At 67.6% G+C, this 23925-nt stretch carries 23 protein-coding genes; 11 read left to right on the top strand and 12 right to left on the bottom strand.

Annotated elements, in window-relative coordinates; translation table 11 throughout:
• Position 1 precedes the first annotated feature (1 nt).
• On the bottom strand, positions 2 to 1999 hold the full coding sequence (gene gyrB / locus ESP70_RS16430; protein WP_149690379.1) for a DNA topoisomerase (ATP-hydrolyzing) subunit B: 1998 nt from the start codon (positions 1997 to 1999) through the stop codon (positions 2 to 4).
• 227 nt (positions 2000 to 2226) lie between these two features.
• On the opposite strand from gyrB, the gene ESP70_RS16425 reads away from it, so the two are divergent.
• Positions 2227 to 3021 carry a phosphatase PAP2 family protein gene (locus ESP70_RS16425; protein WP_149690378.1) on the top strand — a complete coding sequence of 265 codons (795 nt, stop codon included), beginning with the start codon at positions 2227 to 2229 and terminating at the stop codon, positions 3019 to 3021.
• A 69-nt stretch (positions 3022 to 3090) separates the two neighbouring features.
• On the opposite strand, the gene ESP70_RS16420 is transcribed toward ESP70_RS16425, so the two are convergent.
• The 5 genes from ESP70_RS16420 to dnaA form a co-directional block, all read right to left on the bottom strand.
• On the bottom strand, positions 3091 to 3594 hold the full coding sequence (locus tag ESP70_RS16420; RefSeq protein WP_149690377.1) for a DciA family protein: 504 nt from the start codon (positions 3592 to 3594) through the stop codon (positions 3091 to 3093).
• A complete protein-coding gene (recF, locus tag ESP70_RS16415; RefSeq protein WP_149690376.1) occupies positions 3587 to 4711 on the bottom strand; it encodes a DNA replication/repair protein RecF in 1125 nt (374 codons plus the stop codon). The genes ESP70_RS16420 and recF overlap by 8 nt, the downstream gene beginning before the upstream one ends.
• A gap of 3 nt (positions 4712 to 4714) precedes the next feature.
• Positions 4715 to 5638, bottom strand: a complete 924-nt coding sequence (gene gnd / locus ESP70_RS16410) for a phosphogluconate dehydrogenase (NAD(+)-dependent, decarboxylating) (RefSeq protein WP_149690375.1) — start codon at positions 5636 to 5638, stop codon at positions 4715 to 4717.
• A gap of 19 nt (positions 5639 to 5657) precedes the next feature.
• Entirely contained in the window at positions 5658 to 6800 is a 1143-nt protein-coding gene (gene dnaN, locus ESP70_RS16405; RefSeq protein WP_056210617.1) for a DNA polymerase III subunit beta, read from the bottom strand.
• Between the two features lie 400 nt (positions 6801 to 7200).
• Positions 7201 to 8664 carry a chromosomal replication initiator protein DnaA gene (gene dnaA / locus ESP70_RS16400; protein ID WP_149690374.1) on the bottom strand — a complete coding sequence of 488 codons (1464 nt, stop codon included), beginning with the start codon at positions 8662 to 8664 and terminating at the stop codon, positions 7201 to 7203.
• Between the two features lie 344 nt (positions 8665 to 9008).
• On the opposite strand from dnaA, the gene rpmH reads away from it, so the two are divergent.
• The 8 genes from rpmH (at position 9009) to ESP70_RS16360 (ending at position 13781) form a co-directional block, all read left to right on the top strand.
• On the top strand, positions 9009 to 9146 hold the full coding sequence (gene rpmH / locus ESP70_RS16395; protein WP_056210619.1) for a 50S ribosomal protein L34: 138 nt from the start codon (positions 9009 to 9011) through the stop codon (positions 9144 to 9146).
• Positions 9147 to 9150: 4 nt separating this feature from the next.
• On the top strand, positions 9151 to 9486 hold the full coding sequence (gene rnpA / locus ESP70_RS16390) for a ribonuclease P protein component (protein ID WP_281287341.1): 336 nt from the start codon (positions 9151 to 9153) through the stop codon (positions 9484 to 9486).
• Entirely contained in the window at positions 9483 to 9725 is a 243-nt protein-coding gene (gene yidD, locus ESP70_RS16385) for a membrane protein insertion efficiency factor YidD (RefSeq protein WP_082530509.1), read from the top strand. The genes rnpA and yidD overlap by 4 nt, the downstream gene beginning before the upstream one ends.
• A complete protein-coding gene (gene yidC / locus ESP70_RS16380) occupies positions 9710 to 10732 on the top strand; it encodes a membrane protein insertase YidC (RefSeq protein ID WP_149690372.1) in 1023 nt (340 codons plus the stop codon). Before yidD ends, yidC begins: the two co-directional genes overlap by 16 nt.
• Positions 10729 to 11202: a Jag family protein gene (locus ESP70_RS16375; protein WP_246162065.1), complete on the top strand. Its 474-nt coding sequence runs from the start codon at positions 10729 to 10731 to the stop codon at positions 11200 to 11202. Before yidC ends, ESP70_RS16375 begins: the two co-directional genes overlap by 4 nt.
• A gap of 110 nt (positions 11203 to 11312) precedes the next feature.
• Positions 11313 to 11867, top strand: coding sequence for a 16S rRNA (guanine(527)-N(7))-methyltransferase RsmG (gene rsmG, locus ESP70_RS16370; protein ID WP_246162064.1), 555 nt, complete (start codon positions 11313 to 11315; stop codon positions 11865 to 11867).
• A gap of 61 nt (positions 11868 to 11928) precedes the next feature.
• Complete coding sequence (locus ESP70_RS16365; RefSeq protein WP_149690370.1) at positions 11929 to 12894, top strand: ParA family protein; 966 nt, start codon at positions 11929 to 11931, stop codon at positions 12892 to 12894.
• A complete protein-coding gene (locus ESP70_RS16360) occupies positions 12891 to 13781 on the top strand; it encodes a ParB/RepB/Spo0J family partition protein (RefSeq protein WP_149690369.1) in 891 nt (296 codons plus the stop codon). Before ESP70_RS16365 ends, ESP70_RS16360 begins: the two co-directional genes overlap by 4 nt.
• An 82-nt stretch (positions 13782 to 13863) precedes the next feature.
• On the opposite strand, the gene trxA is transcribed toward ESP70_RS16360, so the two are convergent.
• The 5 genes from trxA to ESP70_RS16335 all read right to left on the bottom strand — a co-directional run bounded on the left by trxA (position 13864) and on the right by ESP70_RS16335 (position 20622).
• The gene (trxA, locus tag ESP70_RS16355) at positions 13864 to 14190 is read right to left on the bottom strand and encodes a thioredoxin (RefSeq protein ID WP_056210625.1); all 327 of its coding nucleotides are present in this window, start codon (positions 14188 to 14190) and stop codon (positions 13864 to 13866) included.
• Positions 14191 to 14238: 48 nt separating this feature from the next.
• Complete coding sequence (gene trxB, locus ESP70_RS16350; RefSeq protein ID WP_149690368.1) at positions 14239 to 15213, bottom strand: thioredoxin-disulfide reductase; 975 nt, start codon at positions 15211 to 15213, stop codon at positions 14239 to 14241.
• A gap of 80 nt (positions 15214 to 15293) precedes the next feature.
• Positions 15294 to 16865 carry a protein kinase family protein gene (locus ESP70_RS16345; protein WP_149690367.1) on the bottom strand — a complete coding sequence of 524 codons (1572 nt, stop codon included), beginning with the start codon at positions 16863 to 16865 and terminating at the stop codon, positions 15294 to 15296.
• Positions 16866 to 16925: 60 nt separating this feature from the next.
• On the bottom strand, positions 16926 to 18560 hold the full coding sequence (gene murJ, locus ESP70_RS16340; protein ID WP_149690366.1) for a murein biosynthesis integral membrane protein MurJ: 1635 nt from the start codon (positions 18558 to 18560) through the stop codon (positions 16926 to 16928).
• A complete protein-coding gene (locus ESP70_RS16335; RefSeq protein ID WP_149690365.1) occupies positions 18553 to 20622 on the bottom strand; it encodes a DUF6049 family protein in 2070 nt (689 codons plus the stop codon). Before ESP70_RS16335 ends, murJ begins: the two co-directional genes overlap by 8 nt.
• Before the next feature lie 101 nt (positions 20623 to 20723).
• Here ESP70_RS16335 and ESP70_RS16330 point away from each other — a divergent pair, with 101 nt between their 5' ends.
• Both ESP70_RS16330 and ESP70_RS16325 read left to right on the top strand, forming a co-directional pair.
• Complete coding sequence (locus ESP70_RS16330) at positions 20724 to 22157, top strand: CCA tRNA nucleotidyltransferase (protein ID WP_149690364.1); 1434 nt, start codon at positions 20724 to 20726, stop codon at positions 22155 to 22157.
• A complete protein-coding gene (locus ESP70_RS16325) occupies positions 22157 to 22744 on the top strand; it encodes a TetR/AcrR family transcriptional regulator (protein ID WP_149690363.1) in 588 nt (195 codons plus the stop codon). Before ESP70_RS16330 ends, ESP70_RS16325 begins: the two co-directional genes overlap by 1 nt.
• Positions 22745 to 22825: 81 nt before the next feature.
• On the opposite strand, the gene ESP70_RS16320 is transcribed toward ESP70_RS16325, so the two are convergent.
• Complete coding sequence (locus ESP70_RS16320) at positions 22826 to 23905, bottom strand: inositol-3-phosphate synthase (RefSeq protein WP_149690362.1); 1080 nt, start codon at positions 23903 to 23905, stop codon at positions 22826 to 22828.
• Positions 23906 to 23925: the final 20 nt, after the last annotated feature.

Raw genomic sequence — 23925 nt, 5'->3', positions numbered from 1 at the left:
GTCAGATGTCGAGGAAGCGGACGTCTTTGGCGTTGCGCTGGATGAACGAGCGCCGCTGCTCGACGTCCTCGCCCATCAGGATCGTGAACATCTCGTCGGCCATCGCGGCGTCCTCGAGCGTCACCTGGCGCAGGATGCGGTTGGCCGGATCCATCGTGGTGTCCCACAGCTCGCTGTCGTTCATCTCGCCAAGACCCTTGTAGCGCTGGATCTGCTGGCCGACCTCCTTGGGCAGGCGCTTGCCGTCGGCCGCCCCGGCCTTGAGCATCGCGTCGCGCTCGGCGTCGGAGTAGGCCAGCTCGTCGGCCGAGTTGCTCCACTTGATCTTGTAGAGCGGCGGCTGCGCGAGGTAGACATGGCCACCGTCGATCAGCGGCTTCATGAACCGGAACAGCAGCGTCAGCAGGAGGGTCGAGATGTGCTGGCCGTCGACATCGGCATCCGCCATCAGCACGATCTTGTGATAGCGGAGCTTGTCGATGTCGAAGTCGTCGTGCACACCTGTGCCGAGCGCCGAGATGATCGCCTGGACCTCGGCGTTCTGCAGGATCTTGTCGATGCGGGCCTTCTCGACGTTGAGGATCTTGCCGCGCAGCGGGAGGATCGCCTGCGTGCGCGGATCGCGTCCGCCCTTGGCCGAGCCGCCGGCGGAGTTGCCCTCGACGATGAAGACCTCGCACTCCTCGGGGTTGCGCGACGAGCAGTCGGCGAGCTTGCCGGGCAGGCCGCCACCGCCGAGGAAGCCCTTGCGGTTGCGGGCCAGGTCACGGGCCTTGCGAGCCGCCATGCGGGCGGTCGCGGCGTCGATCGACTTGCGCACGATCGTCTTGCCCTCGGTCGGGTGCTGCTCGAACCAGGCGCCGAGCTCGTCGTTGAGGACTGACTGGACGTAGGACTTGGCCTCGCTGTTGCCGAGCTTGGTCTTGGTCTGGCCCTCGAACTGCGGCTCTTCGAGCTTGATCGAGACGATCGCGGTGAGACCCTCGCGGATGTCCTCACCGGAGAGGTTGTCGGCGGCCTTCTTGATGAGTCCTTGAGCCGTTGCGAACTTGTTGACCGTCGTGGTCAGTGCGGCGCGGAAGCCCTCTTCGTGCGTGCCGCCCTCATGGGTGTTGATCGTGTTGGCGAACGTGTGGACCGACTCGATGAAGCTGTCGTTCCACTGCATCGCGATCTCGAGGGAGAGCCCCTTGGTCTCGTCCTCGGACTCGATCGAGATGACCTCGCGGTGGATCGGCGACTTGCTGCCGACGTTGATGTGCTCGACGTAGTCGACCAGGCCCTTGTCGAAACGGAAGCGGCAGTCGCGCTCGATCGCGTCGACCGGGGTGTCTCCCTCGGTGGCTTCCTTCGCCTCGTCGCGGTCGTCGCGCAGCACGAGCTCGAGGCCCTTGTTGAGGAACGCCATCTCACGGAATCGCGTCTTGAGCGTCTCGTAGCTGTAGACGACCGTCTCGAAGATGTCCTCGCTGGCGTAGAACGTCGTCGTGGTGCCGGTCTCGTCGGTCTTCTCGTGGCGTTCGAGCGGGGCGTCGGGCACGCCGTAGGTGAACGACTGGGTCCAGCGGTAGCCGTCGCGCTTGATCTCGACGTGGAGCTTGGTCGACAGTGCGTTGACGACCGAGACACCGACGCCGTGCAGACCACCGGAGACCTTGTAGCCGCCACCGCCGAACTTGCCGCCGGCGTGCAGCGAGGTGAGGACCAGCGTGACGGCCGGCATCTTCTCGGTCGGGTGCTCGTCTACGGGGATGCCACGGCCGTCGTCGACGACGCGAACGCCGCCATCGGCCTGGAGGGTCACCGCGATGTGGGAGGCGTAGCCCGCGAGCGCTTCGTCGACCGAGTTGTCGACAACCTCGTAGACGAGGTGGTGGAGCCCGCGTTCACCGGTCGAGCCGATGTACATGCCGGGGCGCTTGCGAACCGCCTCCAGACCTTCGAGGACCTGAATGTTGCTGGCGTCGTACGAGGCTTCAGGATCTGGAGTTTGGCTCACTCGTCCAGTATACGGGCCGTTATGTGCGTCTCAGCGTTTACCCACAGTTCCCGGGTGGCGCGTCGCGACCGCCATGTGCCCCTGAGAGCGACAAAACGGCGGCTGTGACGTTGTGGCAGACCCTCCAACAACCTCGGGTATGGCTCCGGGCCCTCCGAGGCGCCCATGCGGCGACGTCGCTCACACGCGCCGACGGCGACTTGGGGGCCATCGGGCATCGTAGAGGAATGAGCACGACCGCCGTCCGCCGAGACACCGCGCTGCCCGCGCTCGCCACGGCACTTGCCGCGACGGTGACGCTGGTCGTCATGGTGCGCGTCGCGCTCCAGTCGTCCCGCGGACAGCAGTGGGACGACGAAGCGATGCGCACGGTCGTCGCCGGCCGTGACACCAAGCTCACGTTGTTGAGTGGGCTCGGATACGTGTCGATCGGCGCGATCGTGGCGGTCGCTGTGGTGTGCGCCGGGGTCGCCCTCCTGCGAGGCAAGGGCCGACTCGCGGTCGGCGCGGCGGTCATCATCGGCGGCGCCGACATCACGACGCAGGTCCTCAAGCACTCGTTCCTCGACCGGCCCGACTTCGGCCTCGGCGTGCTCAACAGCCTGCCGAGTGGTCACACCACGGTGGTCGCCAGCGGGGTCGGCGCCGCGTTGCTCGTCGCGCCCGGCGGCGTACGCCCTCTGGTGGCCGCCGCGGGCGGGTTCGCCACGACCCTCACGGGCGCCTCGACGATCGTCGCGGGCTGGCACCGCCCGGCGGATGTCGTCGCCGCGTTGGCCGTGAGCCTGATCTGGACCGGACTCGTCGCGTGGTGCTTCCACGGACCCCGCACGCCGGTGACCGGTACGTTCGTCAGCGCGCTCGTGGGCTGCGCCGCTGCGTTGGCCTTCCTCGTCGCGGTCGGGGTCCGTCCGGCCTACGGGTGGGTCGGCTTCACCCAGGCGTCGCTCGTGCTCGGCGCCGTCACCGCGATCACGGCGGCATTCGTCGTCCTGGCCGCCGCCGTGTCACCAGCGGAGTAGACCTCGCTGGTTGAGCCTGTCGAAACCACCGCGTCCTTTCGACAAGCTCAAGGGCCTGATTGATGACGCTCAGCCGTAGGTGTCCCGTGGGCCCCTCGCGCCACGGATCGAGCGCGGGCCCTTCTTCCACGACGGTGCCTGGGGTCCGCGGACGATGATCCGTAGCACCGATCCGTCGCCCATCAGCTCGTTGAGCTTCGCCACGATGCGCGGCGACAGCAGTCGGAGCTGGGTCGCCCAGGCCGTGGAGTCCGTACGGACCTCGACCTCGCCGTCGTCGAATGCGATGACCTCGGAGTGCTGCGCGACCTCGGGACCGACGATGCCGGCCCAATCGGTGAAGACCCGCTGCGCTGCGAGCCGCTCGTCCCAGCCCTGGTCGTTGACGACCTCGCCGAGCAGGTCGGCCAGTAGGCTCGGCTCGTCGCGAGCGCCCCGAGCCGGTTTGGCCGGACGTATACGCCGCTTCGCCGACGGCGGCACGGGAGACCCCTTGCCCCGGTAGGACTTGGCGATGTCGCGGGCGAGGCCGAGGCCGTCGTCGCGCGGAGCAGGTTCGTCGGGTTCAGTCACGGACGACCTCCCCTCCTGCGACGTTGAAACGGTGACCCTTGAGCGCCTCGGGCACGTCGTCCGCCACGGCGGCGGTCACCAGCACCTGCTCGGCGTCGCCGACGAGCTCGGCGAGCTGCTGGCGACGACCCTGGTCGAGCTCGGCGAACACGTCGTCGAGGATCAGCACGGGATCGTCATCATCCTCGCGCAGCAGCTCGAACGATGCGAGCCTCAGCGCCAGCGCGAACGACCACGCCTCGCCGTGACTCGCGTAGCCCTTGGCAGGGAGCTCGCCGATCGTCAGGGTCACGTCATCGCGGTGCGGGCCGACCAGGCTGATGCCGCGGTCCATCTCATCGCCGCGCCGCCGGGCGATCTCGTCGAGCAGCGCCTGGCGGATCGCCTCCTGGTCGCGTACGTCCGGGTCGAGGTCCAGCGACGGCTTGTAGATCGCGGTGACGTCGCGGCGGTCGGGCGCCGCAGCGGCGGCAACGCGTACGTACGCCTCGGCGAGGTGCGGCGCGAGTGCGTCGAGCAGCAGCAGCCGGGTCGAGACGAGCTCGGCTCCCGTACGTGCGAGGTTGTCGTCCCAGATGTCGAGCGTCGCGATCTCGACGATGCGGCGGCCGCGGGCCGACTTGAGCAGCGTGTTGCGCTGCTTGAGGACGCGGTCGTAGTCAGCGCGTACGCCCGCGAGTCGTGGCGTGCGGAGCACGAGGAGCGAGTCGAGGAACCGTCGACGGTCGGACGGGTCGCCCTTGACCAGTGCCAGGTCCTCGGGTGAGAACATCACCGTGCGCAGCACGCCGATGAGGTCACGGGTGCGCGGCAGCGCGCCGCGGTTGATGCGCGCCCGGTTGGCCTTGCCCGGCGTGATCTCCAGCTCGAGCAGCGCCGTGCGATCGCCCTTGACGACGTCGGCGCGGACGACCGCGCGTTCGGAGCCCGCGCGGATCAGCGGTGCGTCGCTCGACACGCGGTGCGAGTCGAGCCGGGACAGGTAGTCGATCGCCTCGACCAGGTTGGTCTTGCCCTGCCCGTTGGACCCGATGAACGCCGTGGCGCCGGGCTCCAGGTCGATCTCGACGGTGTCGTACGACCGGAAGTCGTGCAGGGTCAGGCGACTGACGTGCACGGGCTAGACAGGATCTGCGTGATCCGGTGCCGCGGGGTTGAGACCCTTCTCCTCGGCAGCCTTGACCGCGTGACCGCCGAACTGCTGGCGCATCGCGGCGACGGCCTGCATCGCCGGGGACTCCTCCTGGCGGGAGGTGAAGCGCGCGAACAGCGACGCGGCGATCGTGTGCATCGGCACGGCGTTGTCGATTGCGGCCTCGACGGTCCACCGACCCTCGCCGGAGTCCTCGGCGTAGCCACGCACCTTGGACAGGCCGGGATCCTCTTCGAGCGCCTTGACCAGCAGGTCGAGCAGCCAGGAGCGGACGACGGTGCCTTGGCGCCACGAGTCGAAGACCTCGGTGACGTTGTCGACCATGTCGACCTTCTCGAGCAGCTCGAAGCCCTCGGCATAGGCCTGCATCATGGCGTACTCGATGCCGTTGTGGACCATCTTGGAGAAGTGCCCGGCGCCCACACGGCCGGCGTGGACGAAGCCGGAGTCACCCTCGGGCCGGAGGGCGTCGAACGCGGGCTTGACCTTGGCGATGTCCTCCGCGGTGCCGCCGGCCATCAACGCGTAGCCGTTGTCGAGTCCCCAGACGCCACCGCTGACACCACAGTCGACGTAGCCGATGCCCTTGTCGGCGGCGAGCGCCGCGTGCTTCTCGTCGTCGGTCCAGCGCGAGTTGCCGCCGTCGACGATGACGTCGCCCTCACCCAGGAGCTCGATGAGCTGCTCGACGGTGGACCGGGTGATGTCGCCGGCCGGGACCATGACCCAGACGACCTTGGGCGACGGCAGGTTCTCGACGAGCTCCTCGAGGGACGCCACGTCGGACACGTCGGGGTTGCGGTCGTAGCCGACGACGGTGACGCCGCCGTTGCGCATGCGGGTGCGCATGTTGCCACCCATCTTGCCGAGTCCGACGAGTCCGATGTCCATGTGCGAGTCCCTCCGAGAGTCAGTTCTGCAGGCGTACGGGCATGATCAGGTAGCGGAAGGCGACGTCAGGGTCGGCCCCGATCTCCTGAACGCCCGAGATCGCTGCGGGCTTGGTGTGTTGCGTGAACGACAGGTGCACGACGGGATCCGACATCACGGCGAGCCCTTCGAGCAGGTAGGTCGGGTTGAAGCCGATCGAGATGTCAGCGCCCTCGATCGTCGCCTCGATCGACTCCGACGCCTGGGCCTCGTCGCCGCTGCCGGCCTCGAGCAGGAGCTGGCCGTCCGAGAACGTCAGGCGTACGGGCGTGTTGCGTTCGGCGACCAGGGCGACACGCTTGACCGAGTCGACGAACGCCTGCGTCTCGACGTAGGCGACGGTCTCGGCCTGCGCCTGGAACAGCTGGCGTACGCGAGGGAAGTCGCCCTCGAGCAGTCTGGTCGTGGTGCGCCGGGTGCCGTTGCCGACCGTGCCCTCGAAACCGATCAGCCCGTCGCCGGACTCACCGGACGACACCGCGATCGTGACGTCGCCGCCGGAGGTCAGCGATCGCGCCGTCTCGTTGAGGACCCGCGCCGGCACGAGTGCCTGGGCCGAGAGGTCGCTGGCCTCGGGATACCACTCGAGGTCGCGAAGACTCGCGCGGAAGCGGTCGGTCGCCATGAGCGAGATCGTCGAGCCCTCGAGCTCGAGGCGTACGCCCGTGAGCAGCGGCAGCATCTCGTCGCGGCCGGCGGCGGCGCTGGCCTGCGACACGGCGGTCGCGAAGTCGTCGGCCTTGATCGTGCCGGAAGCCGTGGGCATCTCAGGCAGCTGCGGGTATTCCTCGACCGGCATGGTCTGCAGGCTGAAGCGGGCGTTGCCGCAGATGACCTGCACCTTGGTGCCGTCGAGCGAGATGTCGACGGGCTTGGCCGGGAGCGCCTTGACGATCTCGGCGAGCAGCCGGCCGGAGACGAGCGCGCGGCCGTCGGCGCTGACCTCGGCGGGCAGGGTGGCGCGAGTCGAGGTCTCGTAGTCGAAACCGGACAGGGTGAGGCCGTCCGCGGCGGTCTCGATGAGCAGGCCGGCGAGCACGGGAACGCTCGGACGGTTGGGCAGGCTGCGGGCTGTCCAGGCGACGGCGTCGGCAAGCGTGTCGCGGTCGATGCGGAATTTCACGTGATGGGGCCTTTCCGAGGACGGGAGCCGTCGGGATGAATCCTGCCACGGTATCCGTGACCGGAGGTATTCAGGGGAAGCGCAAAAGATGTCATCCACACACACCTCGCAACATGACTTCCGCTGGGGTTGCTGAGATAAAGAAGAGTAGTAGTCGTAGTAGCGTCTGTGGATTCGGTGGACAACCCGGATATGGACTGCAAACCCGGCTGGAGTGCCGGTGGACAACCTGTGTCCGGCCGGACGGTGAAACTACACGATGCTGTGGATGTCGGTTCTGCGTTCACACGGTGTTCACACGGCGACGGATGATGTCCACGTGACTCGTGGGTTTTCCCACAGTGCCATCCCCAGCTGTGTATGTCCCAGGTGTGAATGGTCCTGATGGGCCATTCACACGTCATGACTGGCGGGCCTGCTGCTTGATGCGGGCCGTCAGCTCGGTGACCTGGTTGTAGACCGCGTGCTTCTCGGCCATGAGCTTGCGGATCTTGCGGTCAGCGTGCATCACCGTGGTGTGGTCACGGTTGCCGAACTCCTGGCCGATCTTGGGCAGCGACATGTCGGTCAGCTCGCGGCACAGATACATCGCGATCTGCCGGGCGAGCACGAGGTTGCGGCTCCGGTTGGTGCTGCAGAGGTCGTCGATGGAGAACTCGGAGTAGGCCGCGGTCTGCGCCATGATCATGCCGACCGTGATGTCGGGCTCCTCACCTTCGGCGATGAGATCCTTGAGCACGATCTGGGCCAGCTGCAGGTCGACTGTCGTGCCGTTGAGGTTGGCGAACGCAGTTGCGCGGATCAACGCACCTTCGAGCTCACGGATGTTGGTCTGCACCTTGCTCGCGATGAACTCGAGCACGTCGGCCGGCGCGGTCAGCTTCTCGTTGGCGGCCTTCTTGCGGAGGATCGCGATGCGCGTCTCGAGGTCGGGCGGCTGGACGTCAGTGGTCAGGCCCCACTCGAACCGGTTGCGCAGGCGGTCCTCGAGCGTCGTCAGGTTCTTGGGCGGCCGGTCCGACGTCATGACGATCTGCTTGTTCTCGTTGTGCAGCGCGTTGAACGTGTGGAAGAACTCGGTCTGCGTCGACTCCTTGCCCTCCAAGAACTGGATGTCGTCGACCAGGAGGACGTCGATCTCGCGGTACTTGCGCTTGAGCGCGGCCGTGCGGTTCTCACGAATCGCGTTGATGACGTCGTTCGTGAACTCCTCGCTGTTGACGTAGCGCACTCGCGAGGAGGGATAGAGGTTGAGGACGTAGTGGCCGATCGCGTGCAGCAGGTGGGTCTTGCCGAGTCCGGACTCGCCGTGGATCACGAGCGGGTTGTAGGCCTTGCCCGGCGCTTCGGCGACCGCCACTGCTGCGGCGTGGGCGAAGCGGTTGGACGAGCCGATGACGAAGTTCTCGAAGAGGTAGCGCGGATTGAGCCGTGCCTCAGCGACGCTGCCGATGCGGGGCGGGGTGGTCTTGCGCTCCGCCCACGTCGGGACGAACTCGTCCTGGTCGTCGTCGTCATCGTCATCGAGGTCGTTGTCCTGCCCGTACGCGTTGGGCTGGTTTGTCGATAAATCGTCTTGTCGATTCTGATGGGTGTCGATGAGGGTCGGCTCGATCGTGACGACGAGCCGGGTCTCCTGCTGCAGCGTCGTGCTGATCGCGTGCTCCAGAGCCGGCCGGACGCGGGACTCGAGCTGCGCGCGGGTCAGGTCGTCCTGGACCGCGACGATCATGATGTTGTTGTGGAGCGTCAAGGGCTTGGCGGAGTAGACCCACACCTTCGCTCCAGGGGACAACGTGTCGACGGCACCTTGCCAGACTCGGTTGAGATGCTCTTCCGGGCTGGTTTCCTGGCCGTCGTTCATCCAATGCCTCCCGACACGTCCACATGGTTTTCCACATGGTGTGAATGCGAACTCGAGAGTTGAGGTTGCCTTGTGGAAAACTCGATACCGCGGTGACGCTAGCAGCCATGAGGGGTGCTTACAAGCGGAATTCCCCAGCTCGTCCCCAGTGTTCGGCGTGTCGTGTGGACGACGGGACGTTCGAGGCGTATGGGTATCAGTTTGACCGGGCTCCGGGGCGCCCGTACCGTTGTCTAGTCGTCCTAGAACGACTTCCGCCGCATGCCCACGACAACTGCTCTTCTCGGTCGTGGGCGAGCGGTGGCCGTCGACCGGCCCAGACTGAGATCCGTGAGGAACACATCGTGAGCAAGCGTACTTTCCAGCCGAACAACCGTCGTCGTGCCAAGAAGCACGGCTTCCGCCTCCGCATGCGCACCCGCGCCGGCCGCGCGATCCTCGCGGACCGTCGCCGCAAGGGCCGCGCCAAGCTGTCTGCCTGAGCCGTTGCTCGCGCGCGTCCAACGCATGCGCAGCGGGGATGACTTCCGGCACACGATCCGTCGTGGAGCCAAAGGCGTTCAACCAACCCTCGTCACTCATGTCGTTCCGGGAACCGGCGGACCCACGTCCGTCGGTTTCGTCGTGAGCAAGGCCGTCGGATCGGCGGTCGACCGCAACCGGGTCAAGCGCCAGCTGCGACACCTGATGCGCGACCGGATCGACCGGCTCCCGGACGGGAGCCGGGTCGTGGTGCGCGCGCTTCCGGCCGCGCAGGGCGTACGTTCTGCCACACTCGCCGAGCACCTGGACGCCGCGCTGGTGCGGGCCGGTGCTCGATGAAGTACCCACTGATCTGGTTGCTGAAGGCGTATCGGTTCGCGATCAGCCCACTCTATGGTCAGGTCTGCCGCTACCACCCCACCTGCTCGGCCTACGCTCTGCAGGCCGTTGAGACTCATGGTGCGGTGCGCGGAACCTGGCTCGCCGGACGTCGTGTCCTGCGCTGCCACCCTTGGAGCGCCGGAGGCTACGACCCGGTGCCACAGTCACACAGAGGAGAACAATGTTCGGCTTCCTAGGCGACATCGGATCGGCGATCATGACGCCGCTCTACTACGCGGTGTCGGGGATCCTGCTGGTCTGGCACAAGATCTTTGCGACGGTGCTGCCGGAGAACAGCGGCTGGACATGGGCGCTGTCGATCGTGGGACTGACGGTCACGATCCGTACGCTCCTGATCCCGCTGTTCGTCAAGCAGATCAAGTCGAGCCGCAACATGCAGCTCCTGCAGCCGCAGATCAAGGCCCTCCAGCAGAAGTACAAGCACGACCGGGAGCGCCTGACGCAGGAGCAGATGAAGCTGTGGAAGGAGACCGGCACCAATCCGTTCGCCTCGTGCCTGCCGCTGATCCTGCAGATGCCGATCTTCTTCGCGCTGTTCCGGGTGATCGACCACGCGTCGAAGTACGAGGGCATCGCCAAGGACGGTGAGTTTCACAAGGGGTTCATGAACTCCGAGAACGCGACGTCGTTGCACAACGCCATGCTCCTGGGAGCGCGCATCGCCGACACGTTCGTGAACTCCACGGCTACCGAGACCAAGATCCTGACGATGTCGCTCGTCGTCATCATGTGCATCACGCAGTTCACGACCCAGCGTCAGCTGATGTCCAAGAACATGCCGGCCGATGCGATGACGGGTCAGTACGCCCAGCAGCAGAAGCTGCTCCTCTACATCCTCCCGATTGTGTTCGCGGTCGGCGGTGTGGCGTTCCCGCTCGGTGTCCTCTTCTACTGGACCACCTCGAACTTCTGGACCATGGGTCAGCAGTTCTACGTCATCCGCAACAACCCGGCTCCGGGCACTCCGGCGTTCAAGGCCAAGCAGGAGCGCGACGCCAAGCACGGCAAGACCGTGGCGGAGGATCCTCTCAAGCCGGTCGAGGACGAGGCGCCCAAACCCCCGCCACGACAGCAGCCCAAGAACCAGGCGCGTAGCCAGCGGAAGAAGAAGCCCGCTGCCCCGCCCAAGCGCAAGCCCGACATCACGAGCAAGAACGAGACGGACAAGGACGGCACCCCGTGAGTGACCTGGCCAAGAAGCTGGAGAAGGAAGGCGACATCGCCGCAGACTTCCTCGAAGGTCTGCTGGACATCGCCGATCTGGATGGCGACATCGACATGGACGTCGACGGTGACCGCGCTGCGGTCGAGATCGTGGGCGGCAACCTCGACCACCTCGTCGGCCGTGAGGGTGAGGTGCTCGACGCTCTGCAGGAGCTGACTCGCCTGGCCGTCTATCGCGAGACGGGTGAACGTAGCCGTCTGATGCTCGATGTCGCCGGCTTCCGCGCCGCGCGCCGCACCGAGCTGGTCGCGATCGCTCAGGCGGCGATCGAGAAGGTTCAGGCCGGTGAGACGTCGGTGGCGCTCGATGCCATGACTCCGTTCGAGCGCAAGGTCGTTCACGACGCCGTCGCCGATGCCGGACTGACGAGCTCCTCCGACGGTACTGAGCCGCACCGCTACGTCGTCGTGCACACCGCGGCCGAATAGGTGCGTCGATGACAGGGTCGACACCCGGTCCGGGCGACGAAGGCCGCCAGGATGTTTCACGTGAAACACCCCCGTCGCACGCGGCGGGGGTGTTCGCTTCCCGGCTCCCCTTGGCCGAGCAGTATGCGCATCTGCTGGCGACCGATGGTGTCGTCAAGGGCCTGATCGGCCCCCGGGAGGTCCCCCGCATCTGGGACCGCCACATCATGAACTCCGCTGTGGTGGTGCCCCGGGTCCCCCAGGGTGCGACGGTGGCGGACATCGGCACAGGCGCCGGGCTTCCCGGACTGGTCTGGGCCATCGCCAGGCCTGACCTCACCGTGACCCTGGTCGAGCCGTTGTTGCGTCGGACGCGCTTTCTCGACGACGTCGTCGCGGAGCTCGGCCTGGACAACGTCACGGTGCTCCGCGCCCGCGCCGAAGAGGTCCACGAGACGTACGACGTGGTGACCGCCCGTGCCGTCGCGGCGCTCGACAAGCTCGGCCGCTGGTGCCTTCCCCTGGTCCGCAAGGGTGGTGTGTTGCTGGCGCTCAAGGGCCGTACGGCACAGGAAGAGGTGACGGCTGCAACCGCGACCCTTCACCGGCTCGGCGCGACGACTATCGTGGTGGCGACGTACGCCAACGGCGATGTCCCGACGACTGTCGTCGAGGTCAGCACGTGAGTGCCGACGCGCACGATCACCAGCATGTTTCACGTGAAACCAATCCTTGGAAGGTGACGGCATGAGCGGAACGACACCACCTCCGCCGGGTCCGGCAACCGCATCCAACTACCGGGTGCCTGTGCCCTCGCACGACGACTCGACACCGCTCGCCTCGGAGGTCGAGGAGCACATCGCCCTGGTCCGGCGAGCGTCGGCGACGCCTCGGTTCGATGCTCCCGCGGAGACGCGGGTCTTCGTCGTCGCGAACCAGAAGGGTGGCGTCGGCAAGACGACGACCACCGTCAATGTCGCGGCGGCGCTCGCGATCAAGGGACTGCGCGTCCTGGTCATCGACCTCGACCCGCAGGGCAATGCCTCGACGGCACTCAACGTGCCGCACGCCGAGGGCACGCCCGGCGTCTACGAGGCCATCGTCGACGGCACGGATCTCGACGAGCTCATCAAGCCGTGCCCCGACATCGAAGGGCTGACGGTGCTGCCGGCGTCGATCGACCTGGCCGGCGCCGAGATCGAGCTGGTCTCGCTCGTCGCCCGCGAGTCACGACTCGACCGGGCCCTGCAGACCTATCTGCGTGACTGTGCCGATGCAGGGGACCGCATCGACTACGTGCTGATCGACTGCCCACCGTCGCTCGGCCTGCTGACAGTCAATGCGATGGTCGCCGGCCGCGAGGTCTTGATCCCGATCCAGTGCGAGTACTACGCACTGGAGGGACTGGGTCAGCTGGTCCGCAACATCGAGCTGATCCGGTCGCACCTCAATCCCAAGCTCGAGATCTCCACGATCCTGCTGACGATGTACGACGCCCGCACACGCCTGTCGGCGGGTGTCGCCGACGAGGTGCGCACGCACTTCAGCGACAAGGTCCTCAAGACGGCGATACCCCGATCCGTCCGGATCTCGGAGGCGCCGAGCTATCAACAGTCCGTCATCACGTACGACGGCTCGTCGTCAGGCGCGCTGTCGTATCTCGAGGCCGCGCGCGAGATCACCGTCGCCGGCCGGCAGGAGGCACAGGCATGAGCACACGACGCGGACTGGGTCGGGGACTCGAGTCGCTGATCCCGTCGAGTCCCGCCGAGGCGAAGGCTTCGGGGCTCCAGGAGATCGAGGGCGCCAGGTTCGCCGAGATCCCGCTCGAGCAGATCGTCGCCAACCCGCGGCAGCCCCGCCAGGTCTTCGACGAGGACCACATGGCAGAGCTGGTCCACTCCATCAAGGAGGTCGGACTGCTCCAGCCCATCGTGGTGCGCGAGGTCGCCAAGGACCGCTACGAGCTCATCATGGGGGAGCGGCGCTGGCGAGCCAGCGGCAAGGCCGGGCTCGAGTCGATCGGCGCGATCGTCCGGGACACCTCCGACGAGGACCTGCTCCGGGACGCGCTCTTGGAGAACCTCCACCGGTCCAACCTCAACCCGTTGGAAGAGGCGGCGGCCTATCAGCAGCTGCTCGAGGACTTCGGCTGCACACACGACGAGCTGGCCGAGCGCATCGGTCGGTCGCGTCCCCAGATCAGCAACACCCTCCGGCTGCTCAAGCTGTCGCCGGCGGTCCAGCGCCGGGTGGCGGCCGGGGTCCTCTCAGCGGGTCACGCCCGGGCTCTCGTGAGTGTCGCCAACCCGGAGATCCAGGACCGGCTCGCGACCCGCGTCGTAGCCGAGGGTCTGTCGGTGCGAGCCCTCGAGGAGATCGTGACGGTCGGCCCGGAGAGTGCCAAGCGGCCGGCCGTACGCCAGTCGCCCAAGATGTCGGCACCGCGTCTGGCGGACCTGGCAGCGCGGTTGTCGGAGCGCTACGACACGAGGGTCAAGGTCGACCTCGGTCGGTCGAAGGGCAAGGTCACGGTCGAGTTCGCGACGCTCGAGGACCTCGAGCGGATCGTCGATCTGATGGATCCAAAGAAGAGCTAAAGCAACAAGTCGACAAATCAATAAGGCAATAAGAAGCCCCGGTGATCGTCTCACCGGGGCTTCTGTCTGGAGCAGTCGCTGATTAGCTCGCGTGCTCCTCGAGCTCGCTCAAGATCGCGCTCTTGGGACGTACGCCCACGATGGACCGGACGACCTCGCCCTTGTAGTAGAGGTTCATGGTCGGGAGACCGGTGACCCGATACTGGGCCGGGGTGACGGGGTTGGCGTCGGCGTCCATCTTGACGATCGTGAGCTTCTCGCCCTTCTCCTTGGCGATCTCCTCGAGGATCGGCGCGAGCTGGCGGCACGGGCCACACCAGCTGGCCCAGAAGTCGACGAGCACGGGGCCGTCGGCCTTGAGCACCTTCTCGTCGAAGTCGGCGTCGGTGACGGCGGTGATGTCTGCCATGGGTTTCTCCTTCAGGTCTGTGGTGTGTTCAACGTCGGGGGGCGGTGGTTATTCCACCAGGGCAGCAGCCGGGGCGGGTGCGCCGGCGTGCTCGAGATCGGCGAGGTAGCGCTCGGCGTCGAGTGATGCGGCGCAGCCGGTGCCGGCCGCGGTGATCGCCTGGCGGTAGGTGTGGTCGACCAGGTCGCCGGCCGCGAAAACACCGGGCAGGTTGGTCGCGGTGCTGCCGTCCTTCACGAGGACGTAGCCCTCGTCGTCGAGCTCGACCTGGCCCTTGAGCAGCTCCGAGCGGGGGTCGTGACCGATCGCGATGAACAGGCCGGTGGCGTCGATGCGACGCAGCTCGCCGGTGACGGTGTCGCGCAGCGTGATGCCGTCGAGCTTGTCCTCACCGTGCAGCTCGGCAACCTCGGCGTTCCACTCGAACGCGATCTTGTCGTTGGCGAACGCGCGATCCTGCATGATCTTGGAGCCACGCAGCTGGTCGCGACGGTGGACCATCGTCACCTTGGACGCGAAGCGCGTCAGGAACGTGGCCTCCTCGAGTGCGGAGTCGCCGCCGCCGACCACGACGATGTTCTGCTCGCGGAAGAAGAAGCCGTCGCACGTCGCGCACCAGGAGACGCCGTGACCCGACAGCCGGTCCTCGCCCTCGACCTCGAGCTTGCGGTAGCCCGAGCCCATCGCCAGCACGACGGCGTGGGCGCTGTAGGTCGTACCGTCGGCCAGCGAGACGGTCTTGATGTCGCCGGTCAGGTCGACCGAGGTGACGTCGTCGGTGATGAGCTCGGCGCCGAACCGCTCGGCCTGGGCGCGCAGCTTGTCCATCAGCTCGGGGCCCATGATGCCGTCGGGGAAGCCCGGGAAGTTCTCGACGTCGGTCGTGTTCATCAACGCGCCGCCGGCCGTGACCGAGCCCTCGAAGACCAAGGGCTCGAGGTTGGCACGGGCGGCATAGACAGCCGCGGTGTAGCCGGAGGGGCCCGAACCGATGATGATGAGATTGCGGACTGAGTCGCTCATGAAAAGCCTTCTGATCGTGGTACGGGTATCAACGAATACTAGGTGTTGCGCATTCCCGCGATCGACTCCGTCCCGGCGCGTCAGGAGCGGCCGCGGATGACGACCTCGCGGATCTCGCCGCGGAACTCTCCGTCGCCGACCTCGGGGAGTGATCGCAGCCACACGACGACGTAGCGCGTCAGGATGCCGGACTCCAACGACACACTCGCGTCCGTGCCGGCGTCGTTGACCGCAGCGACGCGGCGTAGGCCGCGAAGCGACGACGGGACCTTGGTCGTGTTGGGCAAGGAGGCGAAGATCGAGAAGCTCGTCGGCTGCCCCTCGAGCTGGAGGCGCAGTGAGTCGACCTCGCGCGGACCACCGAGGTCGAGCACGACACCGACGCCGTCCTTGAGGCCGCCAAGGTCGGCCGAGCCGAAGTAGCGCGAGGTGTGCCACCCCGTCGAGAGCTTGTCGTCGATCGCGAGACGAGCCTCCTCCGGGTTCTCGCTGCCGTCCTCGCCTTGAGGGTCGAAGTCGCCGGCCCGCTGGATCGGCAGGACGCGCAGCGGGCTGTCGCGCTCGATCGGATCGGCCTTGCCGTTGTTGGAGGACCGGCCGACGAGGAACGCCAGGACCGTCACAATGACGAGGGCGCCGACGACGCCGAGCAGCACCAGACCACGATCTCCCTTGGCGGCCCGCTTGGCCCGCTCCTTGCCGCGCTCGAGCGTCGTCGGAGGCGCGGGCTCGTACGCCTTGGGGCGGCGACGGGGCGGCTCCAGGCCCGGAGGTGGTCCACCGGGGACGATCACGGGGTCGAGGCGCAGGAGATCAGGCGACGACATGCTGGCGAGGCTGGGCTGGTCGTCGTGCAGGTCGTCGTCCTCGCCCGACAGCCGGAGCGTACGGGCGATGTCGGCGGCCTTGCGCAACGGCGTCGCGTGGTTGCGCGGTGGCGTGCCGAGGATGCGGTCGCAGGTCGTGTCGACGTCGCGGGAGACCCCGGCGCGCACCTGACGCGGGCGGAGCAGCCGGCCATGCTCGGTCGGTGCCGCGTTGAGGCCGTCGACATGGGCGCCGGGCCAGCGGCTCGTCAGGCAGGCGTACAGCAGCTTGCCGAGTGCCTGGACGTCGAGCTGCTCGTAGCCCTGCAGGTCCTCGAGGGAGTCCTGCCGGCCGACGGGCGACAGCGCCGTGGTGACTCCGAGGCCGACGATGCGCACGGCCCCGGACTGCTTGAGCAGCACCTGGTGCGGCGTGAGGCGCCGGTGATAAACGCCGTGCTCGTGGGCGTTGGCCAGGGCCTCGGCCACCTCGGCGACCACCGTGGCGGCGCGCCGATTGGGCAGCGGCGACTGGGCGAGGAGCTGATCGAGCGGGAACGCGCGGGCCCACTCGCGCACCACCAGGTGGTGGTGCTGCTCCTCCTGGATCAGGTCGAGCACGCGGAGGAAGCGAGGGTCGGTGACCGAGGTCGACTCGCGGGCGGCCTGCAGGAAGTGGTCGGCGCGGGGATCGGCGCTCGACAGCATCTCGATGCCGACGTTGCGGTTGAGCACCTGGTCGTGCGCGCGCCACGTGGTGGACCCGAGCTTCTCGTTGACGAGGTCCTGGAGTTCGTAGCGGTGTGCGAGCACATCACCGGAGGCCAGCAGCCGCCTCTCGCTCATCAACACCCTTTCTCGGACTGATTTCCATGCTAGTCCGCGAGGCGAGCCGAGACAGGCGAATCAGCCTCGGCGGCGCAGGGTGTCGACGACGTACGTCAACTGGTCCATGCCGAGCACGCGGGCCGCGGTCACGTAGGTGACGACACCGGCGAACCCGGCGACGACCGTCGTGATCGCACCACCCACCGCGCGCGCCGGCTCGATGCCGGCAGTGTCGAGCCCGTGCGCGAAGCCCATCGTGACGAACGCAGCGAGGGCGCACGCCGCGATCAGGCGTACGAGGAAGACGAGCATCTCCCAGTCGAACACGTTGCCGACGGCGAACGCCAGCAGGGACGCGGAGAGGATCGAGCCGACGAGGTACGCGATGCCGTACGACAGCGCGAGCATCATCGCGACCCGGTCGGGCTCGACGCTGATCGCCAGCTTGTAGGCGAGACCGATGTTGACCGTCGCGATCACGACCTGGATGAAGAACGGCGTGCGGTTGTCCTCGTTGGCATAGAAGCCGCGCAGCATCAGGTAGTGGATCGTGAAGGTGACCATCGCGAGTGAGAACGCCTGGATCGTGTGCCCGATCGGGATCGTCTGGCCACCGAGCGAGCCGATGCCGCCGGCCACGGCCGTGGCGGGCTGGCCCAGGCAGAGCAGCGCCACGGCAACGGGCGCGACGATCGACAACGCGATACGGACGGTCCGGCCGAGCTCGATGCGGAACCGACGATAGTGCCGGTCGGTGGCCAGGGCGGCGAGCGTGGGGATGACCGCCGTGGCGAGCGACACCGTGATGACCCCGTGCGGGAACTGGCTGATGAGGAAGCCGAGGCCGTAGACCGTGGAGCCGGCGGCACCCTTGCCCTCGGCGGCGCCCTCGAGCGTGCCCTTGGTCGCGATCTTGTTGACCGTGATGAACGCGATCTGGTTGGCGATGATGAACGCGAGCGTCCAGGCACCGAGCTTGAGGGTCTTGCCGAGGCCGACGCCGCGGAAGTCGAACCTCGGGCGGAAGTGGAACCCGGCCCTGCGCAGATAGGGCACCAGCACGAGCGCCTGGAGGGCGATCGCGGCGGTGGAGCCGAGTCCGAGCAGCAGTGACTCGGAGGTCGAGAAGCCGTCGACACCGCTGCTGGCGCCGAACACGAAGACGTACGTGACGATCACGGTGCACGCGACGACGTTGTTGACGATCGGCGCCCACATCATGGGGCCGAACCGGCCGCGGGCGTTGAGCACCTGGCCCGTGAGCACGAACGCGCCGTAGAAGAACACCTGCGGCAGGCACAACAGCATCAGGAGACGAGCGGACTCGCGCTGAGGACCGAAGCCGGGCGCGAACAGGCTCGAGTCGTAGACCACGTGCAGCAGGTAGGGCACCAGCGCGATGAGGACGACCGTGCCGATGCCGAGCACGAGGAGACCGAGCGTGATGACCCGGTTGGCGTACGCGTTGCCGCCGTCCTCGTCGGTCTTCATCGCGCGCACGAGCTGGGGCACCAGCACGACGTTGAACACGCCGCCGGCGAGCAGGATGTAGAGCGAGTTGGGGATCGTGTTGGCGATGTCGAAGAGGTCGGCGTTGGCCTGCGTGCCGATCGCCGCGGCGAGGAGCACGGCCCGGAGCAACCCGGTGACCCGCGAGACGACCGTGCCGAGCGCCATCCAGGCGCTGGCCCTGGCGATCGTCTGGTCAGTCATCGTCGTCCGCCGGCCGCTCGGACGCGACGCGGGTGCGCCTGCGACGCCGGCTGAAGCGGCGTACGAGCGCGGCGAGCACCAGCAGCGCGGCGAGGCCCATGGCGACCCACAGCACGACGCCGATCTTGCTGGACCGGACGTTGAAGGGGTCCGCCGGCTGGCCGATCGTCTTGCCGTCGGTCGACTTCAGGTGCGCTGTGAGCGAGGTGGCGTTCTGGCGGCCGAGGTCGATGTCGACCGTGAGCGTGTGCCGCTCGCCGGCGCCGATGTCGATGGGCTTGACGTCGGGGACGGTCAGCGCCGGGTTGCTGGAGTCGAACGTGACCCCGACCCGGATCGCCTCGCCCGTGTCGTTGCGGATCGTGATGGGGAAGCCGCCCTTGGAGCTGGACAGCGTGACAGACGATGGCGCCTTGATCGTGATCTTGCGGAGCTCGGCTCCGGCCTCGCCGGCGAGCTTCTTGGCGATCGCAGTGCCGGTGCCGGGACTCTCGCGCCAGCGGATGCCGAGGACGCTGGCGACGTCCTGGGCCAACGCGTCGTCGACCTCGTCGCTCTGCGGGATGACCGAGCTGAGGGCGCTGCCACTGGCCACGATGCGCGCGGCCGCCTTGAGCTGGGCCCGGCTGAGTGGCCGATCGGTCGCGGCGGCGACCTTGCCGCTGTAGCTCGTCAACGGCCGGGTCAGCATCGACTCGAGGCTGGTCGGCGAGGTGAACGGCGCTTCGAAGGCCGCGGAGAGCCGGCCGGCGGCCCACTGCGGTCCCGGGTTCCACCGCGGATCGACCATCGTGATGGCGTCGGCGCGCGACTTGGGGTCGATCTCGCGCTGCAGCGTCGCCAGTGCCGCCTCGCTCAAGATGCGCTGGCGGAGCGTCACGACAGAGTCCTGGCCGGGCACGCCTGCGTCGAGGACGTCGGTGACGAGCAGGGGCATGGGGCCGTTGGGCGTCACGTACTGGACGACCGAGCCCAGACGCCGGTCCCAGCTCGGCAGCGCGTCGGACGTGACGATCACCGGACTGTCGCCGGAGCCGCGCAGGTCGCGGAGCAGGCTCGAGGTGACGCCGTGCATGCTCGGCCACGACACCTCGCGGCCGTACAGCTGGAACTTCGTGAGGGCCGCGTCGGTCGCCCGGTCGATCGCCGTCTTGAGCGGCGTCTCGAGGTCGGGGTTGTTCGACAGGGCGAGGACGTCGGGGCGGTCGAAGCCGAGCACCCACGAGCCTTGTCGTCGAGCAAACGCCAGCAGGTCGTCGAGGAAGCGTTGCGCCTCGGCCTTCTGCTCCGGCGTCAGCTTGACCCCCTCGGGCACCCGGTGTCCGCGGATCAGGTCGTCGACCCCGACGAGCAGGGCCGGGTCGATCAGGGCTGTCGACGCCTTGTCGCTGGTGCTGGACGCCAGGTCGAGCAGGTTGCGCAGCTGCCCGCCGGCCGACACGTCGCGGAGCAGGCCGGTCGTGTCGACGTAGTCGCCGTTGTAGCCGCGGCGGTTGGGCATGAGGAACGGCCAGACGACCGAGGCGGCGACGCGTTGATGGCCGCCGGACACGAGCGGCAGGAACGTCGTGGCCCGCGCGATCGCGTCGTTGCTGCGCTCGCCGCCGGTGTCGGTGCCGAGGATCTGCACGCCGACGGGGTAGACCCCCTCGGCGCCGCTGATGTGCAGCTGGTCGTACGGCACCTTGACCGAGAACCGCCGGGTCTGCTTGGGCGCGAGGTCACCGAGATCGTCGAACGTACCGGCGTCCACGACGCGTACGCCCGTGTAGGCGTCACCGTTGTCGATCGCGTCCTCGACCTGCGACCTGGTGGTGAACGGCACGGCGGGGATGACGAGATAGGCCTGCACGTTGGTCCATGCGTGCCCGTTGTGGTTGGTCACGGTGCCCGTCATCGTGACGGTCGATCCGGGTCCGAGCCGGCTGGGGCTGAGGGACTGGATGCTGACCGAGAGCTGGGGGTTCTTGTCGGCGGCGTGCGCGGGCAGGCCCGGAACCGTGAGCGTCGCGAGAATCGTCGCGAGCAGCGCGACGAGGACGCGACGACGGGGGCTGCTCACCCGAACATGCTAGACGTACGGGCTGCACTGCCCCGGCCCGTCGAAAGCATGTCCTTCGACAGGCTCAAGCACCAGATCGCAGGCCGATAGAGTATGTCCTCGTGCCCACGTCCACGCTGACCCCCGAACGCCGGGCCAGGATCGACGGCATCCTCGACGCCAATCCGTTCCTGGCCGAGGTCGGCGCGCTGTTCGAGGCGGCTGGTCACGAGCTCGCGATCGTCGGCGGCCCCGTGCGCGACGCGGTGCTGGGCCGGCCCGGCACCGACTGGGACTTCACCACCTCGGCCCGCCCCGACGACATCGAACGCATCGTCGGATCGTGGGCCGACGCGATGTGGGACGTCGGGCGCGAGTTCGGCACGATCGGGCTGCGCAAGGGCGGCCACGACCTGGAGATCACGACGTATCGCAGCGATGCGTACGACATCGCGTCCCGCAAGCCCGAGGTGCAGTTCGGCGACACGCTCGACGGCGACCTCTCGCGGCGCGACTTCGCGGTCAACGCCATGGCGATCCGGCTGCCGTCGGCGGAGTTCGTCGACCTGTTCGGCGGCCAGCGCGATCTCGACGACGAGCTGCTCCGCACCCCCGTCACGCCGGAGCAGTCGTTCAGCGACGACCCGCTGCGCATGATGCGGGCCGCCCGTTTCGTGTCGCAGCTCGGATTCACGGCGGCGCCGGAGGTCGTGGCGGCGATGACCGAGATGGCGTCGCGCCTCGAGATCGTGTCGGCCGAGCGCATCCGCGACGAGCTCAACAAGCTCCTCCTCGGCGCTCACCCCGTCGCCGGCCTGCGGCTGCTCGTCAAGACCGGGTTGGCCGCGCAGATGCTGCCCGAGCTGCCGGCGCTGATCCTCGAGCGCGACGAGCACCACCGCCACAAGGACGTCTACGAGCACTCGCTGACCGTGCTGGAGCAGGCCATCGCGCTCGAGGGCCGCCTCGAGGAGCAGCCCGACCTCGTGATCCGCCTTGCCGCGCTGCTGCACGACATCGGCAAGCCCAAGACCCGCCGCTTCGCCGCGGGCGGCACCGTGACGTTCCACCACCACGACGTCGTCGGCGCCAAGCTCGCCCGCAAGCGCATGCGGGCACTGCGCTACAGCAACGACGTCACGGATCAGGTCGCGACGCTTGTCGAGCTGCACCTGCGGTTCCACGGCTACGGCTCGGGCGAGTGGACCGACTCGGCCGTACGCCGTTACGTCCGCGACGCCGGCGACCAGCTCGAGCGCCTGCACATCCTGACCCGCGCGGACTCCACGACGCGCAACCAGAAGAAGGCGCTGCGCCTCCAGCGGACGTACGACGAATTGGAGCAGCGGATCGCGGTGCTGGCGGAGCAGGAGGAGCTCAGCTCGATCCGCCCCGACCTCGACGGCGCGCAGATCATGAAGATCCTCGACATCCCTCCGGGACCGGAGGTCGGAGAGGCCTACCGGTTCCTGCTCGACCTGCGCATGGATCGCGGACCGCTGAGCGAGGCCGACGCGACCGAGGCCCTCAAGGCGTTCTGGAACGCCCGAAGCTGATGACCGAGCGTCACACCGACGGGCGGATCGCACGCGGAGAGCGTACGCGTGACGCGATCGTCGAGGCGCACGCCGGACTCCTGCGCGAGGGCGTGCTGAAGCCGACCGCCAAGGTCATCGCCGAACGAGCCGGGGTCTCCCTGCGTACGCTCTGGCTCAACTTCAAGGATCTCGAGACGTTGCTCGAGGCGACGACGGCCTATTGGCTCGACGCCGATGCCGCGCTGCGCCAGCCGATCGACCCCGACGTGCCGCTGAGCGAACGGATCGACGCGTTCTGCCAGCAGCGCGCAGTCCGGCTCGAGCACCTCGCACCGGCGGCTCGGTCAGCGGTTCTGGGCGAGCCGTTCTCGTCGGCGCTGGCCGCGGCGCGGCGGGAGTTGATCGATCGCCTTCGTCGAGACCTCCTCGATACCTTTGGCGCCGAGCTGGCTGTCGAGGGTGGTGCAGACGGGGCACTGTGCCTGGGCCTCATGGCAGCGACAAGTGGCATGACGTGGTCGTTCGCTCGCGATGATCTCGGTCGCGACGTCGCAGACGCCCGCGCCATCATGCGCGACACAGTCACCCGGTTGCTCCGGGCATGACGAAGGGCCGGCCCCAACGGGACCGGCCCCAGTCGTTCCTTGAGCTTGTCGAAAGGATCCTTTCGACAAGCTCAAGAATCGTCAGCGCTCGACTTCACCACGGATGTACTTCTCGAGCATCTCGCGACCGAGGTCGTCGGGACGCTGCTCCGGGGGCGACTTCATCAGGTAGGACGAGGCCGACAGCAGGGCGCCGCCGATGCCACGGTCCTTGGCGATCTTCGCCGCACGGATGGCGTCGATGATGATGCCGGCCGAGTTGGGCGAGTCCCAGACCTCGAGCTTGTACTCGAGGTTGAGGGGGACGTCACCGAAGGCGCGACCCTCGAGGCGGACGTAGGCCCACTTGCGGTCGTCGAGCCACTGGACGTAGTCGCTCGGGCCGATGTGGACGTTCTTGGCGCCGAGGTCGTGGTCGAGGTTCGACGTCACGGCCTGCGTCTTGGAGATCTTCTTGGACTCCAGGCGATCACGCTCGAGCATGTTCTTGAAGTCCATGTTGCCGCCGACGTTGAGCTGGTACGTCCGGTCGAGGACGACGCCGCGATCCTGGAACAGCTTGGCCATGACGCGGTGCGTGATGGTCGCGCCGACCTGGCTCTTGATGTCGTCACCGATGATCGGGACGCCGGCGTCCTCGAACTTCTTGGCCCACTCGGGGTCAGAGGCGATGAACACGGGCAGCGCGTTGACGAACGCGACGTTGGCGTCGATCGCGCACTGGGCGTAGAACTTGTCGGCCTCTTCGGAGCCCACCGGGAGGTAGGAGACGAGGACGTCGGCCTGGGTGTCCTTGAGGACCTGGACGATGTCGACCGCCGGGGCGTCCGACTCCTCGATCGTCTCGCGGTAGTACTTGCCGAGACCGTCGAGCGTGTTGCCCTTCTGGACGATGACGCCGGTGGGCGCAACGTCGGCGATCTTGATCGTGTTGTTCTCGCTGGCCTGCGTCGCCTCGGAGAGGTCGAAGCCGACCTTCTTGGCGTCGACGTCGAACGCGGCGACGAACTCGATGTCCTTGACGTGGTACTCACCGAACTCGACGTGCATGAGCCCGGGGACGTTGCCGGCGGGGTCAGCGTCCTTGTAGTACTCGACGCCCTGGATCAGGGACGTGGCGCAGTTGCCCACACCCACAATTGCTACGCGTACCGAACCCATGGGTTCTCCTTCATTGATGT

The organism is Aeromicrobium ginsengisoli (assembly GCF_004134905.2).
Classification (GTDB): Bacteria; Actinomycetota; Actinomycetes; order Propionibacteriales; family Nocardioidaceae; genus Aeromicrobium; species Aeromicrobium ginsengisoli.
The sequence above is the reverse complement of the archived record's forward strand: the minus strand, read 5'-3'. Positions and strand labels throughout refer to the sequence as shown.